Origin of the sequence: Thalassobium sp. R2A62 (assembly GCF_000161835.1) — a bacterium.
GTDB lineage: Bacteria > Pseudomonadota > Alphaproteobacteria > Rhodobacterales > Rhodobacteraceae > Thalassobium.
Genome location: NZ_GG697169.2, coordinates 802,771 through 818,057 on the forward strand (window position 1 = coordinate 802,771; position 15,287 = coordinate 818,057).

The following is a 15,287-nucleotide window of genomic DNA, read 5'->3' on the forward strand; positions in this document are numbered from 1 at the left end:
AACACAGTCACGAAAAAGGCCCCGATGCGCAAGCACCGGAGCCCTTTGTTTTCCGACTAATCAATGATTAGTCTTTTGAGCGTTTGCTATCGCGCCAAAGTGCCTTGAGCAGCGAAGCACCCATGAGTGCCATCACTGCCGAAAATGGCAGCGCGCCAATGATCATCGCAGTGTTAATCGCACCGAGACCACCAGCCAACAACAGACCGCCAATCACCAGCGTGAGGATTGCACCCCAAACGATGATGTGCGCGCGGCCCTTAGGGCTTTCGTCACCAGCAGCTGCGATTGTGTTGATGATGAGAACAGCGGAGTCTGCCGATGTGACAAGATACGTCAGCAACAGAACCACGATCACACATGACATCAAAGTCGCGAGCGTTGGCGACAGCATGAAGTTGATCATCGCAAAGAGCTGGCTCGAGAGGCCTGCACCTGTGATCTGATCACCTGCACCACCGTTCAACGTCAGGTCAATCGCTGTGCCGCCTGCAAAGGCGAACCAAACGAAACACATGATCGAAGGTACAATCATCGCACCCAGAACGTATTCGCGGATCGTGCGACCCTTGGAGATACGTGCAAGGAACAAACCAACAAATGGTGCAAAAGCAATCCACCATGCCCAGTAGAAGATGGTCCAACCACCCTGCCAACCGGCAAGCTGTGTGGCCACGCTGTCTTCAAGGCCGTCACCTTTGTAAACGCTTAGAGCCATGCTTGGCAGTGCGACTACGTAGTCCCAGATACCGAGGAACAGCGACTGAAGCGCGAACATTGTCGAACCAAAGATCAACAGGAATGCGAGGATGAAGAACGACAGGCCCATGTTGATGTTGGAAAGCCATTTGATGCCTTTGCCAACGCCAGACAGAGCCGACAATGTCGACAAGATCATCACGATAACAAGACACAGGATCATTGCGCCAGCAGTAGGCGATCCCTCAGCGTTCATGATCCACTCCATCCCAGTGATGTTGTAGAGACCAGCCGCAAATTGCGAAACACCGTAGCCCAGTGTCACAGAGATGCCGAGGATGGTCGCGATGACCGATACGATGTCGATGATGTGACCCAAAGGACCTTCTAGCGAACGGCCCAGAAGCGGTGTCAGACCCGAACGGATCGTCAGCGGCAAACCACGGCTGTAGCTAAAGAACGCAAGCGCAAGACCTACAATCGCATAACAACCCCAAGCGGAGAAGCCCCAGTGCAGGAACGACCACTTCATCGCGGCGCGTACGTTGTTTGCGCTTGATGCTGTTGTCTCGCCCGTGATCACGTCAGGGTTGGTGCCAAAGTGGAAAATCGGCTCGCCTGTTGCGTAGGTCAACATGCCGATGCCGATACCGGCACCAAACATCATCGAGAACCAAGAGAAGCTTGAGAACTCTGGCTTGCTGTCTACCCCACCCAGACGAATTTTACCTGTAGAAGGCAGGATCGCGAGTACGAGACAGACGATGATGTAGAATGCCATCACGTACATGTACCAAGAACCGGTGTTGGCATCGATCGAGCCTCGCACCGAATTCAGAGCATTACCTGCTGCATCTGGAAAGGCGATCGCCCATAAGATCAGCGCGCCGATCAACAGCTTTGAGCCGATTGCGACAAATTTGGAAAATCCCTCGTAAAAACCGCTATTCGCGGTTGGGATATCGAGATCGGTAATTGGTGGCTTCATCGCCATAGTTGTCCCCTTATTTAGCTAATTGCTCCCCAATCCTAAGCCGGGGAATCTTTCTCACAAAGAATTTATCGCATGTTTTACTGACAAAATGCCCAATTTTCGGGCGAATTGTAAACGAAACACAAAAATGCGCCGCAAGATGTATCCGCGGCGCATTTCAACAGTACAAAATGTAGTTTTCTAGGCGTTCACATCGACAACGACTCGGCCCTTAACCTGACCTTTGAGGATGTCTCGGCCAAGCTGCGGCAGATCGCTCAACGTTGCTGGCTGCACCATCGCATCAAGCTTGTCCATTGGCAGGTCTTTGGCGATGCGCTGCCATGCGCGCACACGGTTGTCGTAGGGCTGCATAACACTGTCGATTCCCAACAGGTTTACGCCGCGCAGCAGGAACGGAATGACTGTCGCTGGCAGACCCGCGCCGCCCGCTAGACCAACAGCAGACACGCTTGCGCCATACTGCATCTGACCCAGAACACGCGCCAACATATCGCCGCCAACCGCATCGACACAGCCCCCCCAAGCTTCGGCTTCGAGGGGGCGTTTTGTCGTCTCGTTGATCTCTTCACGGGCAACAATCTGTGTTGCGCCCAGCGATGTCAGGTACTCTGCCGTCTCAGGACGACCGGTAACCGCAGCCACCTGATGTCCCAGATTGGCAAGGATCGCAGTCGCGACGGAACCAACCCCACCTGCCGCGCCAGTGACCAAAACAGGACCGTCTTTGATCCCGAGATCTTCGAGCGCCATGACAGCCAACATTGCCGTGAAACCAGCTGTGCCAACAGCCATCGCTTGACGTGCGTCCAGACCGTCAGGCAGCGGCACCAACCAGTCGGCTTTGACACGTGCTTTTTGTGCATAGCCGCCCCAATAGGCCTCGCCCACCCGCCAGCCTGTCAGTACAACCTTGTCGCCCGCTTTATAGCGAGGATCGTCTGATGCCTCGACGGTTCCGGCAAAGTCGATACCCGGCACGTGCGGGTAGTTCCGAACCAAACCGCCACCTGGGCCGATGCACAGACCGTCTTTGTAGTTCACTGTCGAATACTCGACCGCAACGGTCACATCACCATCTGGCAAATCATCCAATCCGATTTCTTGCACCGCAGCCGAGGTTTTACCCTCGTCGTTCTTGTTCACGACCAAAGCATTAAACATCGTCCATCTCCTTTTTTGGGGGCATGTGGCCCCACAATCTTTGCTCAAGAAACCAATTGCCGGTTTGCCCGACAGTCGGTCCGAGCGTTACAACCAAAAGCTCTCGCATACTGTGACATCGCGCGCGCCATCAGGTGTGAGCACAGACAAAACTGTGTCCGCGTCCCAGTGGGTCATCTTGACCATGCCAATCGCAACGTTTGTGTTGAAATCAGGCGACCACGCAGCTGACGTGACTTGGCCGACCTTTTTCGAGCCAGCCATTAAAGGCCAAACACGGTCACACCCCGGCACTTTGTCGCCCGCGATATCAAGGGCCCGCACCTGTTGGATTGGTCCTTCTTTTGCGACACGCAACAGAGCATCACGCCCCACACAACCGATTGCAGTTTGCGTATCGCAAAACTTACCCAGCCCACATTCGTGGGGTGTGTTGTCGTCGGTCATGTCATTGCCATACGACAGCAAGCCACCCTCGATCCGTTCGATCCCGTTAGGGCACCCTGCCCGCACATTCAGGTCTGCACCCGCTTCGAACAACGCATTCCACAGTGGCATACCAATGTCAGACCCTTCGACATAGATTTCGAAACCGCCCTGCTTTGAGTACCCAGAACGAGCAACGACCATATCGCGACCTTGAAAATCGAAGTGACCAAAGCGAAAGAATTTGATCTTGCGCACGTCATCACCAAAGACCCGCGCCATCAAGTCGTCAGCTTTGGGGCCCTGGACGGCAAGCGGTGACACGTCAGGTTCATCAACCAACACATCCAAGCGGTAGCCCTGTGCGATACCTTTGACCCAAAACAGCAGGTCGCTGTCTGCGATCGAAATCCACCAGCGATCATCGGCGATTTTCACCGCAACAGGATCATTCAACATGCCGCCCGTTTCATCAACGATAGGCACATAATAACACTGGCCGGGTAACATCCCGCGCAGATCACGCGGCGTCAGCATTTGCATCAAGCGGCCCGCATCTGGACCGCGCAGTTCGACCTGACGCTCGACCGAGACGTCCCAGACCTGAACGTGGTCCTTGAGGTGTCGATAATCTTCCTCGACGCTTTCAAACACCGTGGGCAGCAACATGCGGTTGTAGACCGTGTAGGCAGAGACACCTGCGGCCTCGACCCCTTCAGAAAAGGGTGTGCGGCGCAAGCGACGAGAGGGCGAAATGAGTGCCATCTTAGACCTCAGATATTAAGTTGTTTGAGACGTTAGGGCTTTGGGCCCTTCCAATCGATTGCGCAGACTTCAGCGGATTTGCCACCGAAATCCCAGACACGGCCGTAGTCACGCACCTTGGACTTCAGACCGCGGGCCGCCACGATGTCGGGACCCATCCAATATTTGGAATTCGAAATCACAACCGGATGATCCTTGGACTTGCCCTCGATCATTTCGATCTCACCAGCAATTTTGCGCCCGATATACAGACCGCGCTTGTTGCCTTCGCGTGTGATCTCGACCTTTTCGCGCTCGGCACCGATGATTTCGGACACGAGGAACGTGAATAGGCCCGTGGTGCCGCCAGCAGCACCGCTAAAGATTTTCAAGATGCCGTTGTACGCCTTTTGCGTCGCACGCTCGTCAACATAGGCACCTACGCGCCAGTTGCCCTCGCCCATACGACCCGGAATATCGACCAGCAGACCAACGTTCAGTCCGGATAGGTCTTCGCCTTCGAAATGGCCTTCGTCGATCGCAATCGCCATCCAAGCGTGGCAGTGACCCTCTGTGGGGGGATGCGCACCCAACGAAATGACGCACGGACAGAACATTTCGCAAGAGCAGTTCAGGAACAGCTCGCCCTTGATGGCCCATTCTGTTGGGTCCATTTTGCGGCGCAATGGATGACTTTCTATGCGTTGGTCAATGCGTTGCGAAATCGGCAACTTGTCACTGGGTTGTCTTTCTCTGTCAGCCATTTTTAGACCCTTTCTAAACCAGCGACCACAGGGGCAATAGAACCCCAGCCGCGATCAACAGACCACCCATCGGGCGTGTCACATAATGCCCAATACTGGGCAATTTCTCTAAAACCATAAACAGTGTGGCGAGACCCATCCAAGCAAGGCTCATCACGCCGCCTACAAACCCCAGAGCCATAAAGCCCCAGCAGCAGCCTACACAAAACACGCCTAGACCCAGCCCCATGCGAAGCCCGCCAGAAAACCCTGTCTTCCAGTGACCAACAAAATACATCATTGGGCTGTGGCATACGCCATGGCAGACCTCTTTGATGCGCGTGAACTGAAAGGCACCGACAACAATCAACAATGCAGCGGACAGCCAAATCGACGTCGCAATCCCGAGCATATCGATGATGCCTGCAAACAAGAGCGTAATTTGAACGGCGGCGATCAAGGCGGCAAAGCCGACCCAGGCAATCGAATATCCTAGGATCACACCAATCCAGCCAGCACGGCTGCCATTGGCGTTATTGATCAGGTCTTCGTAGCTTCGCAGCGTTGGCACCATTGTTGGCAACATCATTGCCGCCATCATGATGGCCCACATTGCAAATACAGGACCGAAACGTGCCATTGGCATATCCATCGGCATCCGCGGATCCATCGCGCGCATCGCCTGCCCCATCGCACCGGGACGGCCAAGGATATCGAGATCCATTGACATGCTCATCATGAACATCATCCACCACGAACCCAAAATGGCCGCGAAAAACGCGAGCCATAGGATCGAACGGATTGGCATATTCAAACTGTGCACCAGATAATCCTCCCGACTCAGGTGTTGCAAATCAAATGTCAGACTTTTAGATTTGTGGCAAATGATTAAATGTCTGACATATGAAAATTGATCCTGATTGCTCCGCCGACCTCTCGGTCCAAATCGCCAGCGCCATCCGTGACGCGATCATTTCGGGCGATCTGCCTGTGGACGAACGCCTGCCCTCCGAGGCCGAACTGTGTGATCAGTTCGACGTGTCCCGCTCGACAGTTCGAGAGGCACTGAAACGGTTGGGCGCACAAAGCCTGATCCGCACGCAACGTGGTGCAACAGGCGGTGCCTTTGTCAATCGATTGAAGTTCGAAGACGCCTATACCCAACAGATCACAACCTCGACGCTGTTGTTGTCGATGAACGAAGTCAGCTTTGCCACAGCTTGCGAGGCACGCTATGCGCTGGAACGGGCCTGTGCGTCTCTTTCGGCTGAACGCCGGACGCCTGATCATCTGGCAACGATGCGCGCCGAAACGTTTCGTCAGGCCCAACCAGGCCTCACAGACGAGGCGTTTTGCGCATCAGATGTCGCGTTCCACCGTGCGTTGGTAGACGGTGCTGCGAACCCCGTGTTGTCCTATCAACTCGCCGGTGCCGTTGAGGCGATGCAGCCTTTGATGAACATGATCACCTTTTCTGCCCGGTCTCGTGAAACCATTGTTTCGCTTCACAGCCAAATTGCCGATGCGATCGAAGCACAGGATGCATCGCGGGCTGATGAATTGCTGTGCGACTTGTCCGAATACACACTCGCACTTGCACAATCGGTGTTCGAGGCCCGCTCCAAAGGTTAAATCCCGCTTGCGAGATAGCCCGACCGCGCTTAGCGTAACGGCATCAAGCATAGGGAGAACTGCTTTGAAACTTACAAAACTGATGGGCTCTGCCGCCCTCATCTCACTGGCTACCGCTGTTTCCGCTGAGGATCCAGAGCTGTTGATCTTTGACTGGTCCGGCTACGAAGAGGCCGATTTCTATACGAAATACACAGAGGAAAACGGCGTTGCCCCAACCTTTGCGTTCTTTGGCGAAGAAGAAGAAGCGTTTCAGAAATTGCGGTCGGGCTTTCGTGCAGACGTGTCTCACCCTTGCTCACAATCAGTCGACAAATGGCGTCAGGCTGGCCTGATTGAGCCATGGGATCTGTCAAAAATCCCATCCTATTCGACCGTTGCTGATGAATACCAAACCGCCCCGATCTTTACGGACGGCGATGATGTCTATTTCATCCCAGCTGATTTGGGCGCGACCGCGATTGCCTATAACACCGAAGAAGTGCCCGCCGAAGACGTGGCATCGCTTCAGGTCTTTCACAACGAAAAATATGCGGGCCGCCTGTCGCTGCCTGACAACGTAGAAGACGCATTTGCATTGGCATATCTCGCCACAGGCATCAGCGACTGGACCCAAGCCACCACTGACGATGTTGCCGCTGCCGCCGATTGGCTGCGCACAGCGCACGCACTGAACCGTGCCTATTGGGCGGACGGCGCAGAATTGCAGCAGCTCATGGCAACAGGCGAAGTTTTGGTTTCTTGGACATGGAACGAAGTTCCAGTGACAATGGTTGGCGAAGATTTCCCAATCGGCTTTAACCGCTCCCCTGCAGAAGGTTCTTCTGTCTGGTTCTGTGGCTACGTGAACCTCGTTGACGGACCTGGCTCCGAAGATAAAGCGCACCAGTTCATGGAGGCATGGCTGCAGCCAACCACGACAGACTACATCGTCAACGAATGGGGCTATGGCCACTCGAACACCCAAGCGATGGCCGGTATCGGCGCGGAAACGCTCGAAGAGGTTGGTCTTGGAGAAGTTGACGTGCCACTGCTGGCACAGTTGCCAATGGACAACGCGATCCGCGAATTGATGATCCAAGAGTTCGAAAAAATCAAAGTCGGCTTCTAAGCACAGCGGGACAAGATTTTGATATCTCCGGTGGGCGCGCCAAGACGGCGCACAAGGCTCATCGGGGATATTATCTGCCAACCCGCCCAATCGTTGGCCTGTCACACTTCGACAGTTATTGGCGACACGCCTCGTCGCAGATGGGCAAGACCCGTTACATGGACCTACGTCATAACGCTCCTATGACACGAATACCCCCCTTATTGGTTGGTCCTGTTTTTGCTTTGATCGCGGTGACGCTGTTCTCGTTGAACGATGTGGCGATGAAATCTCTGAGCGGCGGCTACGCATTGCATGAGGTCGTTTTGATCCGCAGCCTCATTGGCATGGGGGTTGTTCTTCTCATCATGATCCCGATGGCCGGTGGGTTCGCTACGATCAAAACGCGACGTCCAGTGATGCATTTGATCCGTGCGGGCTTTATCGTTTTTGCCAACATGTCGTTCTTTATGGGGTTGGCCGAACTCGACGTCGCGACTGCCGTCGCACTATTTTTCATATCCCCAGCGCTTATCACAATCAGTTCCACCGTCTTTTTAGGCGAAACTGTCGGCCCGCGCCGCTGGACCGCAGTTCTGATTGGTCTCTTGGGTGTTTTGGTGATCCTGCGCCCCGGAACCGAAGCGTTCACGCCAGCGGCTTTGTATTCGATCGCTGGGGCCGCGGGCTACGCAGGGCTGCACGTCATGACCCGCCTCATGCGAGGAACCGAGAGCGCGGTCTCGATGGTGTTCTACATTCAAATCGTTTTCATAATTGTTGGCGCGGCCATGTGGCTTTTAGTTGGTGACGGTCGGTTCGATACAGGCGCCAATGCGTCGATGTCGTTCCTCTTGCGCGCATGGGTTTGGCCCACTGGGTTTGATTTCATCGTTATGATCATACTGGGGCTTTTTGCGTCGATAGGCGGATATTGCATCAGCCAAGCCTACCGCCTGTCAGAGGCAGCACTGGTGGCGCCGTTCGAATACCTCGCCCTGCCTTTGGGGATCGTATTGGGGATCGTCGTGTTCGGCGAATGGCCAGATGCGGTTGTCTGGATCGGCATCGTTATGATTATGGGATCAGGGCTCTACTCGGTATGGCGCGAAAACCAAATAAACGCGCCCATCCGCGAACGACCCGTGCGGCGATAGACGCTAGTTTTGACCCGATCGGCCGGTTTATGCGTTACAAGGATAAAACAAATCAAAAGGTGCCCCGATGCTAGACCTTCTCAATCCAGCGATGGCGCTGATCACAATCCTCTTTGGCGGCTTTGGATTTCTGGCCCCGCGCTACACAGCCTCGGCGCTAGACATGCAGCCTACACATTCGACGATGGGTCTGTCCGAGCTGCGCGCAGGCTCTGGCGGGCTCTTTGTCTTTGTCGCGCTTTATTGCTTGATCACCAACCAACCCGAAGCCTATTTCATGCTGGGTGTCGCGTACGTCGGGGCGGGTGCCGGTCGGCTCTTGTCCATCATCCTCGACAAGCCACCTATGACCAAAGCACTGGTGTTTCTAGGCTTTGAATGGGGCCCAGCGGCATGGCTGATTTGGTACAATGCGGCCCCATCAATCGGGTAAATCCGCCGCTTGCCCCTTGGCAAACCACATAAAACCTCCCATATATCGGGTGTCCTTCGGGACTATGAACATAAACGCGCATGTAATAAGCGGATTGGACCCGGGGGCGGTACCCGGCGTCTCCACCAACATCCCTCGTTTGGGGACCATGGGGACGAAATAGGATCGACAAACGTCTAAAGATGTTAGCTTTGTTTCGGTGAGTTACCACCGTTATCGGTACATTCAAGCTAGTTGCAAACGACAACAAAGCTCCGATGGCACTCGCAGCGTAAGCTGTGCGTAATATCGAAAACTTAAGCCCTCTCGCTTAGCAGCGTTTGGCGGGGTTCGCAGGCACCTGGCAACAGAAGCCTGCACTACACCTGCTCCTACACTCCGGCGCCTTTGTTGGGATCTGACATGAAAACGGCCCGCTCCAAGCTGGAACAGGCTGTCAAAATTCGTGTCGTGTTCGACTTAGGCGTCGCACTGATCCGGAGTTAGGAAAAGACGGTCGATCAAGCGTTGGTCTAACGACAGATAGTTGTAGCTGTAGACAAACCCATAGTCCGTCGCGAGCAGCTTGAGCGTCTCATCCGCACAAACGGTCGCTTGGATGGCTTGCTGCTGCTCTTGCATGATGAGGCGCGGGTTGATCCGCGAATAGTCACGCTCGACTGTGTAGAAATAACGAACATCTAGCTGATCAATCGCAAAGTGATCAAACTTGAGATCGTCGCCGACCTGCTGGCTGCCGTTTGCATTCAGCTCACGGGCCGTCCGCTCGAAGAAAGCCATGATTTCCATTTGCTCTGGCGACAAGTTCTCGGTCCGCGACAAAGGGCGACCGTTTGCGATTTGCGACAGCTCGCCAATCTGACCCGAGCTTGCCCGAGTGACAAAATCACCCTCGGCCGGTGTCATCTCGGCCACCTAAGGTGTCGCAGCACCACTGACCCAATTCAAAAGCTTTGGTGCCCCAAAACCAATAACAACACCGACACACAAAATGCCGGCCAGACGCCCAATTTGTCCCATTGCTCACCCCAAAGTGACCGAAGCGGCGCGGCAGACGCCACCGATATTTTGCGGCTCATTTCAGGCAGGCCGCAATATCTGCTAGTTCTTGCTATATACAGGTTGCGCTAAGGATCAACGTTTTTCAGCAAAATGCCACTATTTATGGCTGTTTCGGTCGAATTTCCGCTTGCTGCGTTCTGCTGCGCTTCGGCCCTTTCATCCCCCACCGAATCCCGTATGCTAAATGGCAATACGACGAACGATCATTGGGGATGTCAGAATGTCGCGCGAAATCGACTATGGGAATCTGATGCATCAGGCAATGCGTGGCCTCATTCAGAACGTCCTAAATGACGTGGCGGCCAATGGCCTGCCCGGCGATCATCACTTCTTTATTACGTTCGACACGATGCACCCTGATGTTGAGATCGCGGATTGGCTGTCAGACCGCTATCCTGATGAAATGATGGTGGTAATGCAGCATTGGTACGACAATCTCGACGTCACGAACGATGGATTTTCCGTCACTCTGAACTTTGGTGACACACCAGAGCCGCTGTATATCCCATACGATGCAATCAAGACATTCGTAGACCCCTCAGTCGAGTTCGGCTTGCGGTTCGAGAGCCAAGACGACGAATTGCCGGACGAGCACGAAGCCCCGATGGATGAAATGGTCGAAGAACCAGATGACGACGCACCCCAAGAGGCAGAAATCGTCAGCCTAGACAGCTTTCGCAAATAAATTCAAAATGGCTGCGCTAACAATCGGCCAAACAGTTGCGCCGCGCCGCGGCGCTGCATAAAGCAGTATACAACAGCATACAATATTTCGGAGACACCACATGTCCACCCGCACAGAAACCGATAGTTTTGGCCCTCTTGAAGTCCCAACAGACAAATATTGGGGTGCCCAAACCCAACGAAGCCTGATCAATTTCCCAATCGGTTGGGAAAAACAGCCCATCGCGGTCGTCCGCGCTTTGGGTGTGATCAAACAGGCCTGTGCGATGGCGAACAAAGCCAACGGCAAGATTGATGCCACCAAGGCCGATGCCGTGATCCAAGCCGCGTCCGAGGTTGTCGCCGGTGATCTCGACGATCACTTCCCTCTTGTTGTTTGGCAGACCGGTTCCGGCACCCAATCGAACATGAACGCCAACGAGGTCATCGCCAACCGCGCGATTGAAATCCTAGGTGGCGTTATCGGGTCGAAAGATCCGGTTCACCCGAACGATCACTGCAATATGGGGCAGTCGTCTAACGATACCTTCCCAACCGCGATGCACATCTCGACCGCGATGACCGCGCGCGATGTTCTGATCCCGGGGCTGGAAAAACTGCACGCCGCTTTGGCCGCCAAAGTTGCCGAATTCGATGGCATAATCAAAATTGGCCGCACCCACACTATGGATGCGACGCCGTTGACACTGGCCCAAGAGTTCTCTGGCTACACCCATCAGGTCGCCATGGGCATCAAGCGCGTCAAAGCCGCTCTGCCCCATATCTATGAGTTGGCCCAAGGCGGTACTGCCGTTGGTACCGGCCTCAACACGGCCCCTGGTTGGGACACTGCAGTCGCTGAAAACATGGCCACGATCACCGGCCTGCCCTTTGTCACAGCACCGAACAAATTCGAAGCGCTCGCAGCGCATGACGCCATGGTCGAAATGTCCGGCGCGCTCAAAGTTGTTGCCGCATCCTTGTTCAAAATCGCAAATGACATCCGTCTGCTCGGTTCTGGCCCTCGTTGCGGTCTGGGCGAGCTGATGTTGCCCGAGAACGAGCCGGGCTCGTCAATCATGCCAGGCAAGGTAAACCCCACACAATGTGAGGCGCTGACCCAGGTCTGCGCCCATGTCTTTGGCAATGACGCTGCCGTGGGCTTTGCCGGATCGCAGGGTCATTTTGAATTGAACGTCTACAAGCCGATGATGGCCTACAACGTATTGCAGTCGATGCAGTTGTTGGGCGATGCGTCCTCGGCGTTTACCGACAACTGTGTGGTCGGCATCCAAGCCAACAAAGACCGGATCGCCAAAATCATGGGCGAAAGCCTGATGTTGGTGACAGCATTGGCCCCTGAAATCGGATATGACAACGCAACAACAGTCGCCAAGACCGCACATAAGAACGGCACCACCCTGCGCGAAGAAGCAATCGCACTTGGGTTTGTCGACGAAGAGACCTTTGACCGTGTTGTACGTCCTGAACAGATGATTGGGCCTAAATGACCACGCCGATCAATCTGAACAAAGCACGCAAAGACCAAAGCAAGGCACGCAAAAAGGCAGACAATGATGCCAATGCGGTCAAACATGGCCGCACCAAAGCACAGCGGCTGTTGGAAGCGACCCAAAGTGACAAACTGCGCGCGCATCTTGATGCGCATAAGTTCGACGAATGACACAGCGTCCGCGCAAACGGTCTTTGACCCTGCGCGGGCACCGCACATCTGTGACGCTTGAAGATGAGTTCTGGCACGCATTCCGTGATATAGCGTCAAAATTAGACATTCCTATCAATGAGTTATCTGCAAAAATTGATTCAGAACGTGGTGAGGATCTAGGCCTCGCGTCGGCTATCCGGCTGTATGTTCTTAGGCATTATCGCGGGGCGTAACCCGCAACCAAATTCCATCTTTGGACCGGACTGTCAGATGCGCGACAGGAACTGGGACTTCGCCCTCGACGGCGTCAAAACGGTAGTGTTTCAAGAGCATCGACAGCAGCAACACCCCTTCGATCATCGCAAACCCAGCACCCGTGCAGACACGCTTACCACTTGAAAACGGAATGTAGGCATCCCGTTGACATTGCTTGCCATTTTCAGTCGCCCATCGGGACGGATCAAAACCATCCGGATTGTCCCAAAGACGCTCTTGTCGATGCAAATGCCAAGGAGAAACAACAACTTGGCTACCGATCTTAACGTCCCGATCGCGGAAATGCTCGGGGCATGTCGTCTCGCGAACCATCATTGGCACGGGTGGGTAAAGCCGCAGGCTCTCTCGAAATACATCGCGGCTCAGCTTGAGCTTTGAGACGACACTGAAGTCCATCTTATCAAGAACCTGAGCCTCGCCCGCGAGACGCTCTTGCCATTCAGGATGCGTGGCCAAGAGATAAAGCGTCCAAGCCAGTGCCGACGCGCTGGTCTCGTGACCTGCAAGAAAGAAGATCGCGACCTGATCGACCATTTCGTCTGCATCAAACCGCTCGCCCGTCTCAGGATCGGCAGTTGTCATTATTTTCGTCGCGAGATCATCAGGTGCGGTCCCTGCGGCGATCGCAGCCGCCCGTTCATCAGTCAGCCGCGTGATAAGCGCCCGAATACGTCGTGCGGTTGACTTAGTCTCGGCCTTGAAACCGCGTGGCAACCATTTGAACCGCGGCAAGAACGCCGCAATATTTAACAGCGGCTGGGTCCGTTGATAATCGCGAAACTCGTGAAACACCTCTGACGCGATTTCATGATCAATCGGGATTGAAAACAACGTACGGAAAATCACGTCAGCGGCCGCGTGACTGGTCTCAGGCTCGATATCAATGGGATCGGCGCCGGCATTGCGCATCCGGTCTACGGCGGCCTCTGCGGCCTCCCACATCGCCGGAAAGGCCTCTCTAAGCCGCCCCCCCTCGAACGCTGGATCAATGATGCGTCTTTGCCGTTCCCACACCGCTCCGTTGGTCAGGAACACACTGTCCCCCAAGAGCGGGCGTAGCCCCTCGCCAATTCGGTCAGATTTTGGAAAATCCATTGGTCGTTCATTCAGCACGGTCTTCACCAGCTTGGGATCATTCACCATATAGCTGCGGAAGAACGGCGTTTTGAATTCAGCCATCCATGCGCGATACAGCTTGGCCGGTTGCGCAGACAGAATGTCCTGCCGGAATAGGCGCAAATAGCGGAACAGGCTGACGCGTTCTGGACGCGATGGGGGTTTGGGTGGGATCATGCAGTCATCGACGTATATTTTGAGGCGGGCACGTCGATACGCGACTTAGACGCGACACGATCCGCATAACGGTCAGCCAAGGTCACAGGCCCTGCTGTGATCTGAAAATAATCGTAGTCTTTGGGCGCATCAAACGCACACAGATACTGAAAATGCAGCCGAAAGAACCGCCAGCGCAGCTCGGCCCAGCGTTCAGGGGTTAGCGATTGGGTAAAAGCGGCTGAAAACACCAGCGGCCACTTTGCATTGGTCGGTTGAACACCAGACACCGCCACAGGATCACATAACGCAAATGCGCAACCATCGCCGGGCGCGGTCACATCCATCCACGACAGCGCATCTGTGGTCGCCAGATAGTGCAAATCAGCGCGCAGTCGGTGCGCTTGCGGCAGAAACGAAACCATCGGGACAACTTGGCCCAGCGACAAAAACCCAAGGACTGGACCGTCTGCTGGTACACGACCCGCGCGAACCAAATCAGCCAAGATCGACACCGCAAGATGCGCGCCTGATGAATGGCCAATGACCAAAACTTCGTCTTCATCCCCCTGCAACGCCGCTGCGATCTGATCACCGAACTGGCCCATTCGGGCCTCAAGCTCGGGTGGGTTCGCCCCGCGGGATGCGGCCGAATAGGAATAATCATGCATCAGGTAGTATGCGAAAAACTTGTTGTCCTTTGATTTGAACCACCGCAGTAGCACGACCGCGACACCTAGAAAGATCGGCCACCACACTGCAGACTTCAACACGCTAGGCATCTGCCATCCTGTCAGTCCAATTGTTCCCAAACCGATCCGCCCCAAGATCGCACCTGCCGCCAAAGCAAGCAGCAGCTGTAGGATCAACATGCCGACCGGATAGAGGGCCGCGATCACTGGCCCTTTTCGCAACCACATCAGTCGGCGCAAGGTGCCAGTGCTGATATAGATCCATGCGGTCCGGACAAGTTGAAGATAGGTCGCGGGGATCGAGGTCGCCATCGAGTCGCGCACAATGTCCGACCAAACCAGCACATCAAATTCTGCATGAACCTGAGCGCCATCAATGTCCCCTTGGACATGCCAGCCATAGCTGTCTCCGCCAGATTTGGGCGATAGGCCGATGTCATAACCTGAGATGTCGGCCTGAAGCGCGCCTTCTTTGCGATACAGCTCGCGATACCGTCGCGGATGAATCGGATCATACCCAGGGATGTAGAACACCCGCCGCCGTTTGACCTGTTGTGTTTGATTGCTCATTCAG

The 15,287-nt window shown here is 54.8% G+C and carries 16 protein-coding genes and 1 other RNA gene; 9 read left to right on the top strand and 8 right to left on the bottom strand.

Annotation, left to right across the window (positions count from 1 at the left end):
- Window positions 1–67: 67 nt before the first annotated feature.
- From TR2A62_RS03885 to TR2A62_RS03905, 5 genes are all read right to left on the bottom strand, one after another.
- Window positions 68–1,693 carry a BCCT family transporter gene (locus TR2A62_RS03885; protein WP_009159801.1) on the bottom strand — a complete coding sequence of 542 codons (1,626 nt, stop codon included), beginning with the start codon at window positions 1,691–1,693 and terminating at the stop codon, window positions 68–70.
- A 180-nt stretch (window positions 1,694–1,873) separates the two neighbouring features.
- The gene (acuI, locus tag TR2A62_RS03890; protein WP_009158625.1) at window positions 1,874–2,857 is read right to left on the bottom strand and encodes an acryloyl-CoA reductase; all 984 of its coding nucleotides are present in this window, start codon (window positions 2,855–2,857) and stop codon (window positions 1,874–1,876) included.
- A gap of 87 nt (window positions 2,858–2,944) precedes the next feature.
- On the bottom strand, window positions 2,945–4,048 hold the full coding sequence (locus tag TR2A62_RS03895) for a dimethylsulfoniopropionate demethylase (RefSeq protein WP_009157616.1): 1,104 nt from the start codon (window positions 4,046–4,048) through the stop codon (window positions 2,945–2,947).
- A gap of 32 nt (window positions 4,049–4,080) precedes the next feature.
- A complete protein-coding gene (locus TR2A62_RS03900) occupies window positions 4,081–4,791 on the bottom strand; it encodes a DUF1326 domain-containing protein (RefSeq protein WP_009158446.1) in 711 nt (236 codons plus the stop codon).
- A gap of 13 nt (window positions 4,792–4,804) precedes the next feature.
- Window positions 4,805–5,578 (bottom strand): DUF2182 domain-containing protein, encoded by a 774-nt coding sequence (locus TR2A62_RS03905; protein WP_150103554.1) that lies wholly within the window; start codon window positions 5,576–5,578, stop codon window positions 4,805–4,807.
- A gap of 95 nt (window positions 5,579–5,673) precedes the next feature.
- Here TR2A62_RS03905 and TR2A62_RS03910 point away from each other — a divergent pair, with 95 nt between their 5' ends.
- The 5 genes from TR2A62_RS03910 (at window position 5,674) to ssrA (ending at window position 9,443) form a co-directional block, all read left to right on the top strand.
- Window positions 5,674–6,402, top strand: coding sequence for a FadR/GntR family transcriptional regulator (locus TR2A62_RS03910; RefSeq protein WP_009158134.1), 729 nt, complete (start codon window positions 5,674–5,676; stop codon window positions 6,400–6,402).
- A gap of 64 nt (window positions 6,403–6,466) precedes the next feature.
- Window positions 6,467–7,513 (top strand): ABC transporter substrate-binding protein, encoded by a 1,047-nt coding sequence (locus tag TR2A62_RS03915; protein ID WP_009160525.1) that lies wholly within the window; start codon window positions 6,467–6,469, stop codon window positions 7,511–7,513.
- Between the two features lie 182 nt (window positions 7,514–7,695).
- Window positions 7,696–8,649, top strand: a complete 954-nt coding sequence (locus TR2A62_RS03920) for a DMT family transporter (RefSeq protein ID WP_040820167.1) — start codon at window positions 7,696–7,698, stop codon at window positions 8,647–8,649.
- A gap of 67 nt (window positions 8,650–8,716) precedes the next feature.
- Complete coding sequence (locus tag TR2A62_RS03925; protein ID WP_009158361.1) at window positions 8,717–9,082, top strand: DUF4345 family protein; 366 nt, start codon at window positions 8,717–8,719, stop codon at window positions 9,080–9,082.
- 12 nt (window positions 9,083–9,094) lie between these two features.
- Window positions 9,095–9,443, top strand: a transfer-messenger RNA (tmRNA) gene (gene ssrA / locus TR2A62_RS17990).
- A gap of 98 nt (window positions 9,444–9,541) precedes the next feature.
- Here the strand turns inward: ssrA and TR2A62_RS03930 are convergent.
- Window positions 9,542–9,988: a hypothetical protein gene (locus TR2A62_RS03930; protein WP_009158476.1), complete on the bottom strand. Its 447-nt coding sequence runs from the start codon at window positions 9,986–9,988 to the stop codon at window positions 9,542–9,544.
- A 376-nt stretch (window positions 9,989–10,364) separates the two neighbouring features.
- On the opposite strand from TR2A62_RS03930, the gene TR2A62_RS03935 reads away from it, so the two are divergent.
- The 4 genes from TR2A62_RS03935 (at window position 10,365) to TR2A62_RS18000 (ending at window position 12,706) form a co-directional block, all read left to right on the top strand.
- Window positions 10,365–10,829 (top strand): SspB family protein, encoded by a 465-nt coding sequence (locus TR2A62_RS03935; protein WP_009160100.1) that lies wholly within the window; start codon window positions 10,365–10,367, stop codon window positions 10,827–10,829.
- 100 nt (window positions 10,830–10,929) lie between these two features.
- Window positions 10,930–12,318, top strand: a complete 1,389-nt coding sequence (gene fumC, locus TR2A62_RS03940) for a class II fumarate hydratase (protein ID WP_009159326.1) — start codon at window positions 10,930–10,932, stop codon at window positions 12,316–12,318.
- Window positions 12,315–12,491, top strand: coding sequence for a DUF4169 family protein (locus tag TR2A62_RS17995; RefSeq protein ID WP_009160937.1), 177 nt, complete (start codon window positions 12,315–12,317; stop codon window positions 12,489–12,491). The genes fumC and TR2A62_RS17995 overlap by 4 nt, the downstream gene beginning before the upstream one ends.
- Complete coding sequence (locus TR2A62_RS18000) at window positions 12,488–12,706, top strand: ribbon-helix-helix domain-containing protein (RefSeq protein WP_083791025.1); 219 nt, start codon at window positions 12,488–12,490, stop codon at window positions 12,704–12,706. The genes TR2A62_RS17995 and TR2A62_RS18000 overlap by 4 nt, the downstream gene beginning before the upstream one ends.
- On the opposite strand, the gene TR2A62_RS03945 is transcribed toward TR2A62_RS18000, so the two are convergent.
- Window positions 12,684–14,042 (bottom strand): cytochrome P450, encoded by a 1,359-nt coding sequence (locus TR2A62_RS03945; protein ID WP_009159812.1) that lies wholly within the window; start codon window positions 14,040–14,042, stop codon window positions 12,684–12,686. The genes TR2A62_RS18000 and TR2A62_RS03945 overlap by 23 nt on opposite strands.
- The gene (locus TR2A62_RS03950) at window positions 14,039–15,283 is read right to left on the bottom strand and encodes a hypothetical protein (protein WP_009160188.1); all 1,245 of its coding nucleotides are present in this window, start codon (window positions 15,281–15,283) and stop codon (window positions 14,039–14,041) included. The genes TR2A62_RS03945 and TR2A62_RS03950 overlap by 4 nt, the downstream gene beginning before the upstream one ends.
- Window positions 15,284–15,287: the final 4 nt, after the last annotated feature.

Coding starts and splice junctions, on each gene's coding strand:
- TR2A62_RS03910 (WP_009158134.1), top strand. CDS start 5,674: ATGAAAATTGATCCTGATTGCTCCGCCGACCTCTCGGTCCAAATCGCC.
- TR2A62_RS03885 (WP_009159801.1), bottom strand. CDS start 1,693: ATGGCGATGAAGCCACCAATTACCGATCTCGATATCCCAACCGCGAAT.
- TR2A62_RS03945 (WP_009159812.1), bottom strand. CDS start 14,042: ATGATCCCACCCAAACCCCCATCGCGTCCAGAACGCGTCAGCCTGTTC.
- TR2A62_RS03950 (WP_009160188.1), bottom strand. CDS start 15,283: ATGAGCAATCAAACACAACAGGTCAAACGGCGGCGGGTGTTCTACATC.
- TR2A62_RS03920 (WP_040820167.1), top strand. CDS start 7,696: ATGACACGAATACCCCCCTTATTGGTTGGTCCTGTTTTTGCTTTGATC.
- TR2A62_RS03900 (WP_009158446.1), bottom strand. CDS start 4,791: ATGGCTGACAGAGAAAGACAACCCAGTGACAAGTTGCCGATTTCGCAA.
- fumC (WP_009159326.1), top strand. CDS start 10,930: ATGTCCACCCGCACAGAAACCGATAGTTTTGGCCCTCTTGAAGTCCCA.
- TR2A62_RS03930 (WP_009158476.1), bottom strand. CDS start 9,988: ATGACACCGGCCGAGGGTGATTTTGTCACTCGGGCAAGCTCGGGTCAG.
- TR2A62_RS03905 (WP_150103554.1), bottom strand. CDS start 5,578: ATGCCAATCCGTTCGATCCTATGGCTCGCGTTTTTCGCGGCCATTTTG.
- TR2A62_RS03925 (WP_009158361.1), top strand. CDS start 8,717: ATGCTAGACCTTCTCAATCCAGCGATGGCGCTGATCACAATCCTCTTT.
- acuI (WP_009158625.1), bottom strand. CDS start 2,857: ATGTTTAATGCTTTGGTCGTGAACAAGAACGACGAGGGTAAAACCTCG.
- TR2A62_RS18000 (WP_083791025.1), top strand. CDS start 12,488: ATGACACAGCGTCCGCGCAAACGGTCTTTGACCCTGCGCGGGCACCGC.
- TR2A62_RS03895 (WP_009157616.1), bottom strand. CDS start 4,048: ATGGCACTCATTTCGCCCTCTCGTCGCTTGCGCCGCACACCCTTTTCT.
- TR2A62_RS03935 (WP_009160100.1), top strand. CDS start 10,365: ATGTCGCGCGAAATCGACTATGGGAATCTGATGCATCAGGCAATGCGT.
- TR2A62_RS17995 (WP_009160937.1), top strand. CDS start 12,315: ATGACCACGCCGATCAATCTGAACAAAGCACGCAAAGACCAAAGCAAG.